12 protein-coding genes and 1 riboswitch are annotated in these 16,660 nt (G+C 38.3%); all 12 genes read left to right on the forward strand.

What is annotated here, in order from left to right:
• The first annotated feature begins 76 nt into the window (after positions 1–76).
• The 12 genes from guaC (at position 77) to NMM19_RS03170 (ending at position 16,660) form a co-directional block, all read left to right on the forward strand.
• Positions 77–1,060 carry a GMP reductase gene (gene guaC, locus NMM19_RS03115; protein WP_178894946.1) on the forward strand — a complete coding sequence of 328 codons (984 nt, stop codon included), beginning with the start codon at positions 77–79 and terminating at the stop codon, positions 1,058–1,060.
• Positions 1,054–1,150, forward strand: a riboswitch (purine riboswitch). Its footprint overlaps the gene before it by 7 nt.
• A gap of 75 nt (positions 1,151–1,225) precedes the next feature.
• Positions 1,226–1,807: a xanthine phosphoribosyltransferase gene (locus NMM19_RS03120; RefSeq protein WP_178894947.1), complete on the forward strand. Its 582-nt coding sequence runs from the start codon at positions 1,226–1,228 to the stop codon at positions 1,805–1,807.
• Positions 1,807–3,066 (forward strand): nucleobase:cation symporter-2 family protein, encoded by a 1,260-nt coding sequence (locus tag NMM19_RS03125; protein WP_254729927.1) that lies wholly within the window; start codon positions 1,807–1,809, stop codon positions 3,064–3,066. The genes NMM19_RS03120 and NMM19_RS03125 overlap by 1 nt, the downstream gene beginning before the upstream one ends.
• A gap of 93 nt (positions 3,067–3,159) precedes the next feature.
• Positions 3,160–5,118 carry an NAD-dependent DNA ligase LigA gene (gene ligA, locus NMM19_RS03130; protein WP_254729929.1) on the forward strand — a complete coding sequence of 653 codons (1,959 nt, stop codon included), beginning with the start codon at positions 3,160–3,162 and terminating at the stop codon, positions 5,116–5,118.
• 105 nt (positions 5,119–5,223) lie between these two features.
• A complete protein-coding gene (gene pulA, locus NMM19_RS03135) occupies positions 5,224–7,506 on the forward strand; it encodes a type I pullulanase (protein ID WP_254729931.1) in 2,283 nt (760 codons plus the stop codon).
• A gap of 287 nt (positions 7,507–7,793) precedes the next feature.
• Positions 7,794–8,834 (forward strand): DMP19 family protein, encoded by a 1,041-nt coding sequence (locus tag NMM19_RS03140; RefSeq protein ID WP_254729933.1) that lies wholly within the window; start codon positions 7,794–7,796, stop codon positions 8,832–8,834.
• Positions 8,835–9,208: 374 nt separating this feature from the next.
• The gene (glgB, locus tag NMM19_RS03145) at positions 9,209–11,137 is read left to right on the forward strand and encodes a 1,4-alpha-glucan branching protein GlgB (protein WP_254729935.1); all 1,929 of its coding nucleotides are present in this window, start codon (positions 9,209–9,211) and stop codon (positions 11,135–11,137) included.
• Positions 11,127–12,269 (forward strand): glucose-1-phosphate adenylyltransferase, encoded by a 1,143-nt coding sequence (locus tag NMM19_RS03150; protein WP_214261847.1) that lies wholly within the window; start codon positions 11,127–11,129, stop codon positions 12,267–12,269. The genes glgB and NMM19_RS03150 overlap by 11 nt, the downstream gene beginning before the upstream one ends.
• The gene (gene glgD, locus NMM19_RS03155; protein WP_254729937.1) at positions 12,259–13,398 is read left to right on the forward strand and encodes a glucose-1-phosphate adenylyltransferase subunit GlgD; all 1,140 of its coding nucleotides are present in this window, start codon (positions 12,259–12,261) and stop codon (positions 13,396–13,398) included. The genes NMM19_RS03150 and glgD overlap by 11 nt, the downstream gene beginning before the upstream one ends.
• On the forward strand, positions 13,395–14,828 hold the full coding sequence (gene glgA, locus NMM19_RS03160; RefSeq protein ID WP_254729939.1) for a glycogen synthase GlgA: 1,434 nt from the start codon (positions 13,395–13,397) through the stop codon (positions 14,826–14,828). Before glgD ends, glgA begins: the two co-directional genes overlap by 4 nt.
• A gap of 62 nt (positions 14,829–14,890) precedes the next feature.
• On the forward strand, positions 14,891–15,532 hold the full coding sequence (serB, locus tag NMM19_RS03165; RefSeq protein WP_254729941.1) for a phosphoserine phosphatase SerB: 642 nt from the start codon (positions 14,891–14,893) through the stop codon (positions 15,530–15,532).
• 18 nt (positions 15,533–15,550) lie between these two features.
• Positions 15,551–16,660, forward strand: coding sequence for a glycerate kinase (locus NMM19_RS03170; protein ID WP_254729943.1), 1,110 nt, complete (start codon positions 15,551–15,553; stop codon positions 16,658–16,660).

Below are 16,660 nucleotides of genomic sequence, written 5' to 3' on the forward strand. Positions count from 1 at the left end.
GTTAGAGGAAACGTCGGAAAAGACGTAGCGATGCGAAAGCATAGGTAGGTCATTATAAAAGAAACGAGACATCGAAATGTTAAACGAATTTCCGATCTTTGACTATGAAGATATTCAGCTAATCCCTAACAAATGTGTCCTTAAAAGTCGTGCAGAAGCTGACACACAAGTGACACTTGGGAAGCACACCTTTAAGTTACCAGTTGTTCCTTCAAATATGCAAACTATCTTGGATGAAGATGTTGCAGAACAACTTGCAAAAGGTGGTTATTTCTATATTATGCATCGCTTCGATGAAGCTGGGCGCATTCCTTTTGTGAAACGCATGCATGAAAAAGGTTTGATTGCTTCTATCTCTGTTGGTGTTAAAGAATACGAATATGATTTTGTTAGTCAATTAAAGGAAGATGCGCCAGAGTATATCACTATTGATATCGCTCATGGACATGCCGACAGTGTGATTTCAATGATTCAGCACATCAAAAAAGAATTGCCAGATACGTTTGTCATCGCTGGTAACGTTGGTACTCCCGAGGCAGTTCGTGAACTTGAAAATGCTGGAGCAGACGCTACTAAGGTCGGAATCGGTCCAGGTAAAGTATGTATTACTAAGGTTAAAACAGGCTTTGGTACAGGTGGTTGGCAGCTAGCAGCTCTTCGCTGGTGTGCTAAAGCTGCGCGTAAACCGATTATTGCCGATGGTGGTATCCGTACACACGGAGATATTGCAAAGTCAATCCGCTTCGGTGCAAGTATGGTTATGATTGGTTCTTTATTTGCAGGCCATATCGAAAGCCCTGGTAAAACTGTCGAAGTCGATGGTAAACAATTTAAAGAATACTATGGTTCTGCTTCAGAATACCAAAAAGGTGCCTATAAGAATGTCGAAGGTAAGAAAATTCTTCTTCCTGCCAAAGGACATTTACAAGATACCCTAACTGAGATGGAACAAGATTTGCAAAGTTCAATTTCTTATGCTGGAGGTCGTAAAGTAGCTGATCTTAGACATGTAGATTATGTAATTGTGAAGAACTCTATCTGGAATGGAGATGCTCACTAAAAAATATCATTACTTATTTATGCCGCGAATTGGCGTGGCGTTTCTACAAGGTACCGTAAATACCTAACAATGAGTAAGTCAAGAGAGATAAAAGAAGCAGAGATATCTGTTTCAATCTTTCTAAGGGGCTTACTTTGTAAGTCCCTTTTTATTTCGGAGGTTAATGTGAAATTACTAGAGGAACGTATTTTAAAAGATGGGAATATTCTAGGTGAGAATATTCTTAAGGTGGATTCCTTCTTGACCCACCAAGTTGACTATTCCTTGCTGCGTGAGATTGGTCGTACTTTTGCAGAGCATTTTAAAAATGCTGGCATTACAAAAGTTGTAACCATTGAAGCATCTGGAATTGCTCCAGCTCTATATGTTGCAGAACAATTAGATGTACCTATGATTTTTGCTAAGAAGGCAAAAAATATTACCATGAATGAAGGAATTTTAACTGCAGAAGTATTTTCTTTCACGAAACAAGTTACTAGCACTGTATCTATTGCAGGGAAGTTCTTATCTCCAGGAGATAAAGTATTAATTATTGATGATTTCTTGGCTAATGGTCAAGCAGCTAAAGGTTTGATTCAGATTATCGAGCAAGCTGGTGCTACAGTTGAGGCCGTCGGAATTGTGATTGAAAAATCCTTCCAAGATGGTCGTGAGCTGTTAGAAAAATCAGGTCATCAGGTAGTATCACTTGCTCGTTTAGAGCGTTTTGAAAATGGAAGAGTTATCTTCAAGGAGGCAGACATCTAATGAAACAACAGGAAAAACACTCACAGGCAGCCGTTCTTGGTTTGCAACACTTACTTGCTATGTACTCAGGTTCAATCCTAGTACCCATCATGATTGCAAGTGCTTTGGGGTATTCAGCTCAACAGTTGACATACCTTATCTCTACAGATATCTTTATGTGTGGGGTTGCAACTCTCCTACAATTGCAACTCAATAAACACTTCGGTGTTGGTTTGCCTATTGTTCTTGGGGTAGCCTTCCAGTCTGTTGCTCCACTTATTATGATTGGACAAAGTCATGGTAGTGGTGCCATGTTTGGTGCCTTGATTGCTTCAGGGATTTATGTTATCCTGATTTCAGGTATCTTCTCTAAGGTTGCCAATCTTTTCCCTGCAATCGTAACTGGTTCTGTTATCACAACTATCGGATTGACCTTGATTCCAGTTGCTATCGGAAATATGGGAAATAACGTTGAAAAACCAACTGGACAAAGTCTAGCCTTGGCAATGATTACTGTTCTCATCATTCTTTTGGTCAATATCTTTACAAAAGGATTTATCAAATCTATTTCGATTTTGATTGGTTTGATTACCGGTACGATTATTGCAGCGACTATGGGCTTGGTTGATTTTTCTCCAGTAGCAGAAGCTCCACTGGTTCATATCCCAACTCCATTCTACTTTGGCGCTCCACAATTTGAGATTTCATCTATTGTCATGATGTGTATCATCGCTACTGTATCCATGGTAGAATCAACTGGGGTTTATCTTGCCCTTTCTGATATTACTAAAGATCCAATTGATAGCACTCGTCTCCGTAATGGTTATCGTGCTGAAGGTCTTGCTGTTTTACTTGGTGGACTTTTCAATACCTTCCCTTATACAGGATTTTCACAAAACGTAGGTTTGGTGAAACTTTCTGGTATTCGTACACGTTTACCAATCTACTACGCAGCTGGTTTCCTTATCTTGCTTGGTCTCTTGCCTAAGTTTGGAGCCTTGGCACAGATTATCCCAAGCCCTGTCCTTGGTGGAGCTATGCTTGTTATGTTCGGTTTTGTGTCTCTCCAAGGGATGCAAATCTTGGCTCGTGTAGACTTTGAGCACAATGAACACAACTTCCTCATTGCAGCAGTTTCTATTTCTGCAGGGGTGGGATTAAATGGAAGCAATCTCTTCAATACTTTACCGACTGAATTACAAATGTTTTTCTCAAATGGTATCGTTATTGCAAGTACAGTAGCTATTATCTTGAACGCTATTTTGAACCGTAAAAAATAAAAATTAGTGAGAAGGGATAGAAAAGCCCTTCTCATTTTCTTTTTTAGAGCTTGAGTATTGTTTCTATGGCCCTTTTTATGGTAAAATGGTTCTATGAATGAAAGAATGAAAGAGCTCGTTGAGTTGCTCAATCGCTATGCGACAGAGTATTATACAAGTGACAATCCATCTGTATCTGATAGTGAGTATGACCGTCTTTATCGTGAATTGGTAGAGTTGGAAAAAGCTCATCCAGAGCAAGTCTTGCCAGATAGTCCAACCCACCGTGTTGGCGGTAAGATTCTAGATGGTTTTGAAAAATATAGTCATCAGTATCCTCTCTATAGTTTGCAGGATGCTTTTTCTCGTGAAGAGCTTGATGCCTTTGATGCGCGTGTTCGTAAAGAATTGGATGATGTTACTTATATCTGTGAGTTGAAAATTGATGGTTTATCGATTTCCTTGACTTATGAGCAAGGAATTTTTGTTGCTGGAGCTACTCGTGGTGATGGTTCAGTCGGTGAGAATATCACAGAAAATCTCAAACGTGTCAAGGACATTCCTTTATCATTATCTGAAAAAATAGATATAACAGTTCGTGGTGAATGTTATATGCCAAGAGCTTCTTTCAATCAAGTCAATCTTGCTCGTCAAGAAAACGGGGAGCCGGAGTTTGCTAATCCACGAAATGCAGCTGCAGGAACCCTTCGCCAGTTAGACACAGGAGTAGTAGCTAAGCGTAATCTTGCAACTTTCCTCTATCAGGAAGCAAGTCCTTCAACTAGAGACAGCCAAGAGAAGGTTTTAAATCATCTGGAACAGTTGGGCTTTGTGGTTAACCCTAGACGACTATTAGCCCATAGCATGGACGAAGTTTGGGAATTTATCCAAGAAGTAGGTCAAGAAAGAGACCAATTGCCTTATGATATCGACGGTGTCGTGATTAAGGTCAATGATCTAGCTGGTCAAGAGCAACTTGGTTTTACAGTTAAAGCACCTAAGTGGGCAGTAGCATATAAATTCCCAGCAGAAGAAAAAGAAGCAAAATTGCTTTCTGTTGACTGGACAGTTGGTCGTACGGGAGTTGTAACTCCGACTGCTAATCTTACTCCGGTGCAATTGGCAGGTACAACAGTTAGTCGTGCAACCCTGCATAATGTAGACTATATCGCTGAAAAGGATATCCGCAAGGATGATACAGTCATTGTCTACAAGGCAGGCGATATTATTCCAGCTGTTTTACGAGTGGTTGAGTCTAAGCGAGTTTCTGAGGAGAAACTAGATATTCCAACAAACTGTCCAAGTTGTGAGAGCAAGCTATTACACTTTGAAGATGAGGTGGCTCTTCGTTGTATAAACCCACGTTGTCCAGCTCAAATCAAGGAAGGTCTAATTCACTTCGCATCCCGTGATGCCATGAATATCTCTGGCCTTGGTCCATCAATCGTAGAAAAATTATTTGCCACCAATTTAGTTAAAGATGTTGCAGATATTTATCGCTTAACTGTGGAAGATTTTCTCTTGCTAGATGGCATCAAGGAGAAATCAGCTCAAAAACTTTACCAGGCTATTCAAGCTTCTAAAGAAAATTCTGCTGAAAAACTTTTGTTTGGTTTAGGGATTCGTCATGTTGGAAGCAAGGCAAGTCAGTTACTCTTACAACATTTCCATTCAATCGAATCACTTGCACAAGCAAATCCTGAAGAAGTAGCAAGCATCGAAAGTTTGGGAAGTGTTATTGCTCAAAGTCTCCAATCTTATTTTGAGACTGAGGGTGCAAAAATTCTTTTAAGTGAATTGAAAGAATTAGGTGTTAATCTAGACTATAAAGGCCAGGTCGTTGCAGCAGATGCTGCCTTATCAGGTCTAACTGTTGTATTGACAGGGAAACTTGAACGTCTTACTCGCTCGGAAGCCAAAAGTAAGCTAGAAAATCTTGGTGCCAAGGTAACGGGTAGCGTATCGAAGAAGACTGACCTTGTGGTAGCAGGAGCCGATGCAGGAAGCAAACTCCAAAAAGCACAAGAACTTGGAATTGAGATTCGAGATGAAGCTTGGTTGGAGAGTTTATAATCATTACACACTAAAGAATGACTATCTTAGATTTCTTGCTCCAACTCGAAAATATAAACAAGAAATTATTTTTTAAAATTTAACAATTAGAAATTAGGGAGAACTATGTACAATTATCCTGTACTTATTCATTATCATCGTAAGGATGGAGCGTATCAGAATTGCAACTTTAGTAAGGGGTCAGCTGATTCAGTAGAATTTGTTAAAGAGGAAGAATATTTTGGAGAGAAGTTTTCATTTACTCAATCAAGTGAAAGTGCTCTTTCACAAATGGTTTTTATGGTTGAAAAAGATGGAGTTACCAAAGAATACCCTATCCGATTTAATTATTATCCACTATTGACAGAAGTATGGATTTTGGATGGCGATGATACGGTTTATTATTCTGAAAATCCAGCCATTGCAAGTCCACACTATAAAGACCAAAATCCATTTGCTTTTGATAAAGCAATCAATAGTGCAAGTTTTGATCACCACTGGGGTTACCAAGGAGAGTTGGGATGCCAGGTTTCCGAAGAAGAAACAAGCTTTAAACTTTGGTCGCCAACAGCAACAACTGTACAAGTTGTAGTCTATGAATCCGCAAGCAATGACGCTCCTATCCTAAAAACTTATGAAATGAAACGTGGGAATAGTTATTCCTATAGTCACAAGGATAATACAATTGGCGTTTGGAATTTGACAATTCCTGAAAGTCTTGCAGGTCGTGCCTATCAATATCAGATTGATTTTCCACATCATCAATCATTGACCCGCGATCCATACACAATTGCGACAAGTCCAAATGGGAAACGTTCAGCAATCCTTTCAGAAGAAGAACGTCAAGTTGATGGATTTGAAGTTAAGAACGGGGCGGAAGCAACTTGGCGATTGGAAAATCCGTGCCAAGCGGTTGTTTACGAAATGCACGTACGTGACTTGACAAAATCTGAAACTTCTGGTGTCGCTCCAGAGTTAAGAGGAACATTCTTGGGGGCTGCTCAAACTGGAACGATCAATCAATATGGACAGTCTACGGCATTTGACTACATCAAGGAACTTGGTGTGAATTATGTTCAACTACAGCCAATTGCTGATCGTCACAAAGAGTATGATGCAGATGGTAATGTGACCTACAACTGGGGTTACGATCCACAAAATTACAATGCACCAGAAACCAGCATGTCTACGAATCCAAATGATCCAGGGCAAGTCATCCGCGATTTGAAGACGATGATTCAAGCTTATCATGATGCTGGAATTGGCGTTATTATGGATGTGGTGTACAACCATACGTTTTCAACTGTTGATGCTCCATTCCAAACAACAGTACCAGATTATTATTACCGAATGAACCGTGATGGAAGTTATCAAAATGGTACAGGTGTAGGAAACGAAACTGCTAGTGAACACGAAATGTTCCGTAAGTACATGATTGATTCACTTCTCTATTGGGTGAATGAGTTTAATATTGATGGTTTCCGCTTTGACTTGATGGGAATCCATGACATTAAAACCATGCAGATGATCCGTTGGGCTATGGATGAAGTTGATCCTAAAATCATCCTTTATGGAGAAGGTTGGGATATGGGTACTGGTCTAGCACCTTACGATAAGGCTAAGAAAGACAATGCCTATCAGTTGCCTAATATTGGATTTTTCAATGATGATCAACGTAATGCAGTTAAGGGTGCTGAAGTTTATGGTGATATCAAATCAGGCTTCGTAAGTGGTGCTGCAACTGAACCAATTGTTGCCAAAGCTATTCTTGGTAGTCGTGAACTGGGCTCTTATTTAAGCCCTAACCAGGTTGTCAACTATGTAGAAGCCCATGATAACTATAACTTGCATGATTTATTAGCGACACTTCATCCAACAGAAGACCAAGCAAGTATCATGAAAAAGGTAGAAACAGCAACTGCAATGAATCTACTCATGCAAGGTATCTCCTTTATGGAACTTGGTCAAGAGTTTGGACGTACCAAACTGGTTCCTACAGGTGAAAACGGTGAGTTGACTCATGATGATCGCGAACGTGCCATGAACAGTTACAATGCTCCAGACGCTGTTAACCAGGTGGACTGGGACTTAATCAATGAGCGTCAGGATAGTATTGAATTTATTCGTCAGATTATAGGTCTTAAAACAAAGAGTAGTGCCTTTTCATACCCTACATACGAGGAAGTATACCGTCACGTCTTTGTTCACACAGCTATTGAAAATAGTGGCTGGATTGTCTATGAAATTCAAGAAGATGACGAGCATTATTTAGTGGTCTTTAATGCTAAGGGAGAATCCCACTATTATGAAAATGCGGGAAATCTTGAAATGCGAATCACTAATAGTCGTTCAAACCAAGAAAACACTCTTGATAATGTGAGTGTTGCAGTTATGAATGTTTTATCCTAAGTCTTAGATTGAAGACGGAGTCAATGAAATGTAGGGCAAAGCTATTTTGTAGAGTCCAATGAATGAACAAAAATGTTTCAAAGGCTCATTTCTACTAAAAATACGAGGTCGGGATTTTTGATCCCGGCCTATACTTCTAGAAAGTCTTCTTTGAAGTCGAAAATAAAACTAAAATTTTCAGAAAAAGTAGTTCATTTTCAAGTACCGGACAGATAGAAAAAAGCAGAAGTTTCATTATTAATTGAATTAAAATTAGAAAAGTTCATTACTTTTAGTGGGAGATACTTATGGATATCAATACAATTACTCTGGAAAAATTTATCACCTTAAATGAAGAGGAGAAACTTCAGTGTCTCAAAGACATTAAGCATACCTACCAATTCGAAAAGATAAAGGAAATCATCTCAGAGCTTGGTTTAGAAAATTTAAGTGGTCAAGTACTTAGTGAACTAGCCAAAGTTTGTAATAATTGGAGTCAATTTGAAGAGGCAAAAACAGTTTTAGAGATAGTCTCTGAAGAAGATAGGGATGCTATTTGGTATTATAGAAATGGTTTTACCCATTGGCGTTTATCTAGTGACCCGAAGAATGACTTTGAAACTGAAGCTAATCAGGCTCTAGCTTTATTAGAAAATGCTATCAAAAATGCTGATTCCTCAACAAATCCAGTCATTGAATGGTGTATTGAGTTGGTTAAAGTAGGTTCTCTAAGGGAAGTTCTTGAAGCTAAGCCAGCAGATTATCCCTTGCTAGAAAAATACTATTTTGAAGATGTTAATGAAACTAATCAAGAAATGACAATTGCGCAGAATAAGAAATTATACAAGAATATTACGGTAGAAGACGTTCAAAAGGCAAGAGACTCATGGGATATTATTAAACCAGTATACGAAACTGTTAACATCTATAACACCTATGAAGACTATCTCGATTCTGCAAAAATCTTTACTTTAGAACAAAGATACCTTCTGGCGATTATCTGGTATTTTATCGAAGTAAACAATGGAGGCCACTATCAATTTTTCGATAATTCGACAGGGATTGTCTGGGAAGATACTTTAAAGGGGTTGGAACTATTTGGAATGACGGAGCATGCTGTTAATTTCAAAAATCTTCTTGCATACTTTGGTGGAGCTATCTCCTTTGTTAGAGAAGAGAGATCGGAGATGCTAGCACAGATGGAAGAAGAGCATGGTGATGCTTTTTATCAGAAGTTGGATGAAGCAGATGATTTTGTTTATGATTATGATGGAAATGAGAATGAACTAAGTTTTATCAAAAAATATCCAGAGAAATTTATTTTTCAGGGAAATGCAGATAAATCGTAAAGAATAGTAAATAAAGACAGAGCAGATTGGAAGATCTGCTCTATTTTTTAGGGGAAAATCCTTGCTTTCTGAATAATTTCAATCTAAGTTGAATATCATAAACTCTATATTTACTGAGTTTGAATATATTTTTAAAAAATATCAGGCTAAAAATTGCTTAAACCCGAATATTTTGTTACTATTATATAAAAATGTAAGGAAATGAAAAGAAACGAAGATAAAACAGAAAATTAAAACTATTTTCCTGGGACACATCAGAAAATTATTTTCAGATTTTCAAAATAATTTTTAAAATATAGTAATTTACTTGAAACTTCTCTTAAAAGATAGTATAATAGAAATATAGAAAACGCTTACAATATAAAGGGGGATTTATGGATACATTAGAAGCTTTAAGAACTTTTACAACAGGCGAAAATTTCCATCTTCAGCACTATTTGGGCGCACATCGTGAGGAGAAAGACGGGGAATGGGGTTACACATTCCGTGTTTGGGCTCCAAATGCGCAAGCTGTTCATCTAGTTGGTGATTTCACTAATTGGGTTGAAAATCAAATCCCTATGGTTCGAAATGAATCTGGAGTTTGGGAAGTTTTTACAACTTTAGCCCAAGAGGGTCAGATTTATAAATATCATATCACACGGTCTAACGGTCATCAGCTTATGAAGATTGATCCTTTAGCTGTTCGGTATGAAGCACGTCCAGGAACAGGGGCTGTTTTAACAGAAATCCCAGAAAAGAAATGGAAGGATGGACTTTGGTTAGCTCGTAGAAAACGTTTGGGATTTTTTGAAAGACCAGTTAATATCTATGAGGCTCATGCAGGCTCTTGGAAGAGAAATCCAGACGGAACTCCATACAGTTTTGCTCAATTAAAAGAAGAGTTGATTCCTTACTTAGTTGAGATGAACTACACTCATATTGAGTTTATGCCTTTGATGGCGCATCCGCTTGGTTTGAGCTGGGGCTATCAACTGATGGGGTATTTTGGTTTAGAACATTCTTACGGAAGACCTGAAGAGTTTCAAGACTTTGTTGAAGAGTGTCATTTAAACAATATCGGAGTTATTGTGGACTGGGTTCCTGGTCACTTTACAATCAATGATGATGCTCTAGCTTATTATGACGGAACACCAACTTTTGAATATCAAGACCATAACAAAGCTCATAACTATGGTTGGGGAGCATTAAACTTCGACTTAGGGAAAAACGAAGTACAATCTTTCCTAATTTCTAGCATTAAGTTCTGGATTGATTTTTATCATTTAGATGGTATTCGTGTAGATGCTGTAAGTAATATCCTTTATCTTGATTATGATAATGCACCTTGGACACCAAATAAAGACGGTGGAAATCTTAACTACGAAGGCTACTATTTCCTTCAGCGTTTAAATACTGTTATTAAGCTAGCTCACCCTGATGTCATGATGATTGCAGAAGAGAGCTCCTCAGCTACTAAAATTACAGGTCCGAAAGAGATTGGTGGTCTTGGATTTGACTACAAGTGGAACATGGGCTGGATGAATGACATTCTCCGTTTCTACGAAGAAGATCCAATTTACCGCAAGTATGATTTTAACCTTGTAACCTTCAGTTTTATGTATGTCTTTAATGAAAATTATCTCCTACCATTTTCACATGATGAGGTGGTTCATGGTAAGAAGAGTATGATGCATAAGATGTGGGGGGATCGTTACAATCAATTTGCAGGCCTGAGAAACCTTTATACTTATCAAATTTGTCACCCTGGTAAGAAATTACTCTTTATGGGTAGCGAATTCGGTCAATTCTTAGAGTGGAAATCAGAAGAGCAATTAGAGTGGTCAAACCTTGAAGATCCAATGAATGCTAAGATGAAATACTTCACATCTCAACTGAATCAACTTTATAAAGACCATCGTTGTCTTTGGGAAATTGATACAAGTTATGATGGAATTGAAATCATCGATGCTGATAATAGAGATCAAAGTGTTCTTTCCTTTATTCGTAAGGGTAAAAAAGGCGAGATGCTAGTCTGTGTCTTCAACATGGCACCGGTTGAACGTCCTGATTTTACAATTGGATTACCAGTTGCAGGTATTTACGAAGAAATTTGGAATACAGAGTTGGAACAATGGGGTGGAGTTTGGAAAGAACACAACCAAACTGTTCAAACTCAAGAAGGGTTATGGAAGGATTATGAGCAGACATTGACCTTTACTTTGCCAGCTATGGGTGCAAGTATTTGGAAAATCAAACGTCGCTTGAAACCTACAAAAAATGAATCGAATAAATCTCAAAAAGGAGTAGAAAATGAAGAATGAAATGCTAGCTTTAATCCTTGCCGGTGGGCAAGGAACTCGTCTTGGTAAACTCACCCAAAGCATTGCAAAACCAGCTGTGCAATTTGGTGGGCGCTACCGTATCATTGACTTTGCTCTTTCTAACTGTGCCAACTCTGGAATCCACAATGTTGGGGTTATCACACAGTATCAACCTCTTGCTCTTAACAATCACATCGGGAATGGTTCAAGCTGGGGTCTAGATGTAATTGATTCAGGTGTTTCAATCCTTCAACCTTACTCTGCAAGTGAAGGAAATCGTTGGTTTGAAGGTACAAGTCACGCGATTTACCAAAATATCGATTATATCGATAGCATTAATCCTGAGTATGTTTTGATTCTTTCAGGAGACCATATCTACAAGATGGACTATGATGATATGCTCCAATCACACAAGGATAACAATGCCAGCTTGACTGTAGCTGTCTTGGATGTACCATTAAAAGAAGCTAGTCGTTTCGGTATCATGAATACAGATGCTAATAATCGTATTGTTGAATTCGAAGAAAAACCTGCCCAACCAAAATCAACTAAGGCATCAATGGGGATTTATATTTTCGATTGGAAACGTCTGCGCAATATGCTCGTTGCAGCTGAAAAGAATAATATTGACATGTCAGACTTTGGTAAGAATGTTATTCCTAACTACCTAGAGTCTGGAGAAAGTGTTTATGCCTATGAATTCAGTGGATACTGGAAGGATGTCGGCACTATCGAATCGCTTTGGGAAGCAAATATGGAATATATTTCTCCAGACAACGCTCTAGATAGTCGTAATCGTCAATGGAAAATCTATTCTCGTAACCTTATCTCTCCACCAAACTTTATTGGAGAACATGCTCATGTAGAAGATTCTCTTGTAGTAGATGGATGTTATGTAAATGGTACTGTGAAGCACTCCATTTTATCTACAGCAGCACAAGTTCGTGAAGGAGCAGAAGTTGTTGATTCTGTCATCATGAGTGGAGCAGTAGTCGGAAAAGGTGCTAAGATTAAACGTGCCATTATTGGTGAAGGTGCTATCATTGCTGATGGTGTAGAAATTGATGGAACTGAAGAAGTTGAAGTAGTCGGATATAACGAAGTAGTGGGGGTAGCAACAGATGAAGATTGATAAATATTCAGCGATTTTAGGAAACACTGTTGGTTTTCATGATATGTCAACCTTGACGAGTAATCGTCCTGTGGCGAGTTTGCCATTCGGAGGAAAGTATCGCTTGATTGACTTCCCACTCTCAAGTTTAGCAAATGCTGGTGTTCGTAGTGTCTTTGGAATCTTCCAACAAGATAATATCAGCTCAGTTTTCGACCACATTCGTTCAGGTCGCGAGTGGGGCTTGAATACACTACTTAGTCACTACTATTTAGGTATTTACAATACACGTGTAGAAAGTAGCACAGTCGGTAAAGAGTATTATCAACAACTCTTGACTTATTTAAAACGTTCTGGATCTAACCAAACTGTTTCCTTGAACTGCGATGTTTTGGTAAATATTGATCTTGCTCAGGTTTTCCATTTGCACAATACTACCAAATCTCCTATCACAGTTGTTTATAAGAAACTACCTAAGCAGGATATTTCAGAAGTAAATGCAATCCTTGATATCGATGAAACTGACCATGTACTTTCTCACAAGCTCTTTGATAAAAAATTAGACCAAAATCTTTACAACATGTCTACCGATATCTTTGTCGTTGATACCCCATGGTTGATTGAACGTCTTGAAGAAGAAGCTCAGAAAGAACATCCAGAAAAACTTCGCTATGTTCTTCGTGATTTGGCAGCTAAAGAAGGTGCTTTTGCCTACGAGTATACTGGCTATTTGGCAAATATTCATTCTGTAGAAACTTACTACCAAGCGAATATTGATATGCTTGATCAGCATAAATTCTACTCTTTGTTCTCTCCAAATCAAAAGATTCATACAAAGGTGAAAAACGAAGAACCAACTTATTATGCACCTGGTTGTGAAGTAAATACTTCGCAGTTTGCTTCTGGTAGTATTGTCGAAGGTAAAGTTGTTCGTTCAGTTATTTCTCGTAATGTTCAAATTCATAAAGATAGCTTAGTTAAAGAATCTATTGTTTTCCCTCGTGTTATCATTGGTGAAGGCGCTCAAGTTGAGTATGCAATTATTGATAAGGGTGCTGAAGTAGCTGATGGAGTTGTTATTCGTGGTACAGCAGAAAATCCTGTTGTCATCAAAAAAGGTGAAAAAGTAACAGAGGACATTCTTTCATGAAAATTTTATTTGTAGCAGCCGAAGGAGCCCCTTTCTCTAAAACAGGTGGCTTGGGAGATGTTATCGGGGCTCTTCCAAAATCATTAGTTAAAGCTGGTCATGAAGTTGCTGTTATCTTGCCATACTATGACATGGTGGAAGCCAAGTTTGGTGATCAAATTGAAGATGTTCTTCAATTTGAAGTATACGTTGGTTGGCGTAGACAATTTTGTGGCATTAAGAAGACAGTTTTAAATGGTGTTACATTCTACTTTATTGACAACCAGTATTATTTCTTCCGTGGTCATGTGTATGGGGATTTTGATGATGGTGAACGTTTTGCCTTCTTCCAACTTGCGGCTCTAGAAGCTATGGAGCGAATCGGATTTATCCCTGATGTCCTCCATGCTCATGACTACCATACAGCTATGATCCCTTTCTTATTGAAGGAAAAATACAGATGGATACAGGCCTACCAAAACATTAAGACTGTCTTAACTATACATAATTTGGAATTCCAAGGACAATTCTCTGAAGGTATGCTTTGGGATTTGTTCCGAGTTGGTTTTGAGCGTTATGCGGATGGTACAGTTCGTTGGAATGATTGCCTTAACTGGATGAAGGCTTGTATCCTCTATGCAGATCGTGTATCTACTGTATCGCCAAGCTATGCTTATGAAATCATGACAACAGAGTTTGGATGTGGTTTGGATCAAATTCTTCGAATGGAGTCTGGTAAGGTTTCTGGTATTGTAAATGGAATTGATACAGATCTTTACAATCCAGAGACGGATCCTTTATTGGATTACCATTTTAATAAATCTGATCTGTCAGGAAAAGCTCAGAATAAAGCTAAACTTCAAGAAAAAGTTGGTCTTCCAGTTCGTCCCAATGTTCCAATGATTGGTATTGTGTCGCGTTTGACAAGACAAAAAGGTTTTGATGTCGTTGTTGAAGGTTTGCATCGCATGCTTCAAGAAGATGTTCAAATTGTTCTCTTGGGTACAGGTGATCCTGGTTTTGAACAAGCGTTCTCATGGTTTGGTCAAGTATTCCCAGATAAACTTTCTGCAAATATTACCTTTGATGTCAAGCTAGCACAAGAAATTTATGCAGCCTGTGATATTTTCCTCATGCCAAGTCGTTTTGAACCTTGTGGACTTTCTCAAATGATGGCTATGCGTTATGGAACATTACCACTTGTTCATGAGGTAGGCGGGTTGAGAGATACTGTCCAACCGTTTAATCCGATTGAAGGAACTGGCACTGGATTTAGTTTTGATAACTTAACTCCATATTGGCTTAACTGGGCTCTACAAACTGCCTTGGATGTTTACTATAATCATCCAGATGTTTGGAAAAATCTTCAAGTTCAAGCTATGGAATGTGACTTTTCTTGGGATACAGCTTGTCAGTCTTACCTTGATTTGTATCACAGTTTAGCAAACTAAATAGTTAAAATCGTATGAAGTTTTCATACGATTTTTTGAGATGATGGAAGTATGGGGAATAAATGAATAAAGCTAGAGGACTCTGTGTCCTAGATGTTGATGGAACTTTGATAGAAGAAGAAGTGATTGATTTATTAGGGAAAGAGGCAGAGTGCGAAGAAGAAGTAGCCTTGCTAACAGCTCAAGCTATGAGAGGGGAATTAGACTTCGAAGCAAGTTTAAAAAAACGTGTTTCCCTTCTTAAAGGTCTCTCTATCAATGTTTTTGATAAGATTTATCATGAACTTCACCTTAGTAAAAACGCTACCCAGTTTATAAAAGTTCTTCAAGAAAATCAGATAGAAGTCGGTTTAGTATCAGGTGGATTTACCACTATCGTGGATAGATTAGCAAAAGATTTAGGAATTTCATTATATACTGCAAATCAGCTAGAAATCAGAGATGGTCATTCAACTGGAAATCTTATTGGCCCTATTATAAGCAGAGAAGTTAAAGAAAAAACATTGCTCAGTTGGGCTAAAGAGTTAGAGGTACCTTTCGAGAGGACAATAGCTATCGGTGATGGAGCTAATGACTTAAAAATGCTTAAAAGTGCAGGACTTGGTATAGCCTTTTGTGCCAAGGATATTGTGAAAAAGGAAATAAAACTTCAGGTAGATGAGAGAGATTTTGGGAAAGTTTTGGAAATGATAGACTTCCTTTAGATAGAAAGAGGAATCAAAATGAAAGTTGTTATTGCGCCTGACTCCTTCAAGGAGAGTCTTCCTGCAAACGAAGTAGCAGAAGCTATAAAAAGAGGATTTAAAAGGGTGATACCAGATGCTGAATGTCTACTTTTACCTGTTGGTGATGGAGGTGAAGGAACAGTAGACGCCATTAAAAGTTCTCTAGGTTTGAAAGAAAAAACAGTCCAGGTAACTGGACCTTTTGGTGATGAGGTTTTGATGTCCTACTTTCAAAAAGAGAAACTAGCTCTATTTGAAGTTGCAGATTTAATAGGTCTTGCTAAAATTCCTTTTGAAAAACGTAATCCTCTAGAGATTCAAACAAAGGGAATTGGTCAACTGATTCTCCATTTGATATACCAAGGGATTAAAGATATCTACGTTGGTGTCGGTGGTACGGCTAGTAATGATGGTGGAATTGGCATTGCTTCAGGACTTGGTTATCAGTTTTATGACAAAAACGGAATTGTACTTCAAGCAAATGGTCAATCTCTATTTGATATCAGGAAAATTTCGAAGGAGGGTGTGCTTCAAATTCCTTCTGACGTACATATAAAAATACTTGCAGATGTGACCAATCCGCTTTGTGGACCTCATGGTGCTACCTTCACATTTGGAAAACAAAAGGGATTGGATCCATCTAAATTTCAAGAAGTTGATGCTGCTATTAAAGACTTCTATAGTAAAATTGGACCTGAAATATTAAAATTAGATGGTGCAGGAGCTGGTGGTGGTATTGCAGCTGGCTTGTGTGCCTTCGCTGAAGCAGAGATTGTATCTGGTATTCAAACTTGTTTGGATTTGATAAACTTCGATCAAAAAGTTGTAAATGCTGACCTAGTGATTGTTGGCGAAGGTAGACTGGACTCGCAAAGTCTAGCTGGAAAGGCGCCAATTGGAGTAGCAAAAAGAACACCTAGGGGTGTTCCAGTTCTTGCTATTTGTGGTAGTTTATCAGAGGATTTACCACCTTTACCATTTGAGAATATAGTCGCAGCTTTTTCCATACTTGAAAAAAGTGAACCGTTAGCAGATAGTTTAAAAAAAGCAGCTGTTTATTTAGAAAATACAGCTGCAAGTATTGCTCGGATCATGTCTTTGAGATAG

The sequence above is a fragment of the Streptococcus sp. CF8_St5-17 genome (genome assembly GCF_024295665.1).
In the GTDB taxonomy this organism is placed as follows: Bacteria; Bacillota; Bacilli; order Lactobacillales; family Streptococcaceae; genus Streptococcus.

What these genes read in the sequence shown, in the direction of transcription:
- guaC (WP_178894946.1), top strand. Translation starts at nt 77, where the DNA reads ATGTTAAACGAATTTCCGATCTTTGACTATGAAGATATTCAGCTAATC.
- NMM19_RS03125 (WP_254729927.1), top strand. Translation starts at nt 1,807, where the DNA reads ATGAAACAACAGGAAAAACACTCACAGGCAGCCGTTCTTGGTTTGCAA.
- ligA (WP_254729929.1), top strand. Translation starts at nt 3,160, where the DNA reads ATGAATGAAAGAATGAAAGAGCTCGTTGAGTTGCTCAATCGCTATGCG.
- pulA (WP_254729931.1), top strand. Translation starts at nt 5,224, where the DNA reads ATGTACAATTATCCTGTACTTATTCATTATCATCGTAAGGATGGAGCG.
- NMM19_RS03140 (WP_254729933.1), top strand. Translation starts at nt 7,794, where the DNA reads ATGGATATCAATACAATTACTCTGGAAAAATTTATCACCTTAAATGAA.
- glgB (WP_254729935.1), top strand. Translation starts at nt 9,209, where the DNA reads ATGGATACATTAGAAGCTTTAAGAACTTTTACAACAGGCGAAAATTTC.
- NMM19_RS03150 (WP_214261847.1), top strand. Translation starts at nt 11,127, where the DNA reads ATGAAGAATGAAATGCTAGCTTTAATCCTTGCCGGTGGGCAAGGAACT.
- glgD (WP_254729937.1), top strand. Translation starts at nt 12,259, where the DNA reads ATGAAGATTGATAAATATTCAGCGATTTTAGGAAACACTGTTGGTTTT.
- glgA (WP_254729939.1), top strand. Translation starts at nt 13,395, where the DNA reads ATGAAAATTTTATTTGTAGCAGCCGAAGGAGCCCCTTTCTCTAAAACA.
- serB (WP_254729941.1), top strand. Translation starts at nt 14,891, where the DNA reads ATGAATAAAGCTAGAGGACTCTGTGTCCTAGATGTTGATGGAACTTTG.
- NMM19_RS03170 (WP_254729943.1), top strand. Translation starts at nt 15,551, where the DNA reads ATGAAAGTTGTTATTGCGCCTGACTCCTTCAAGGAGAGTCTTCCTGCA.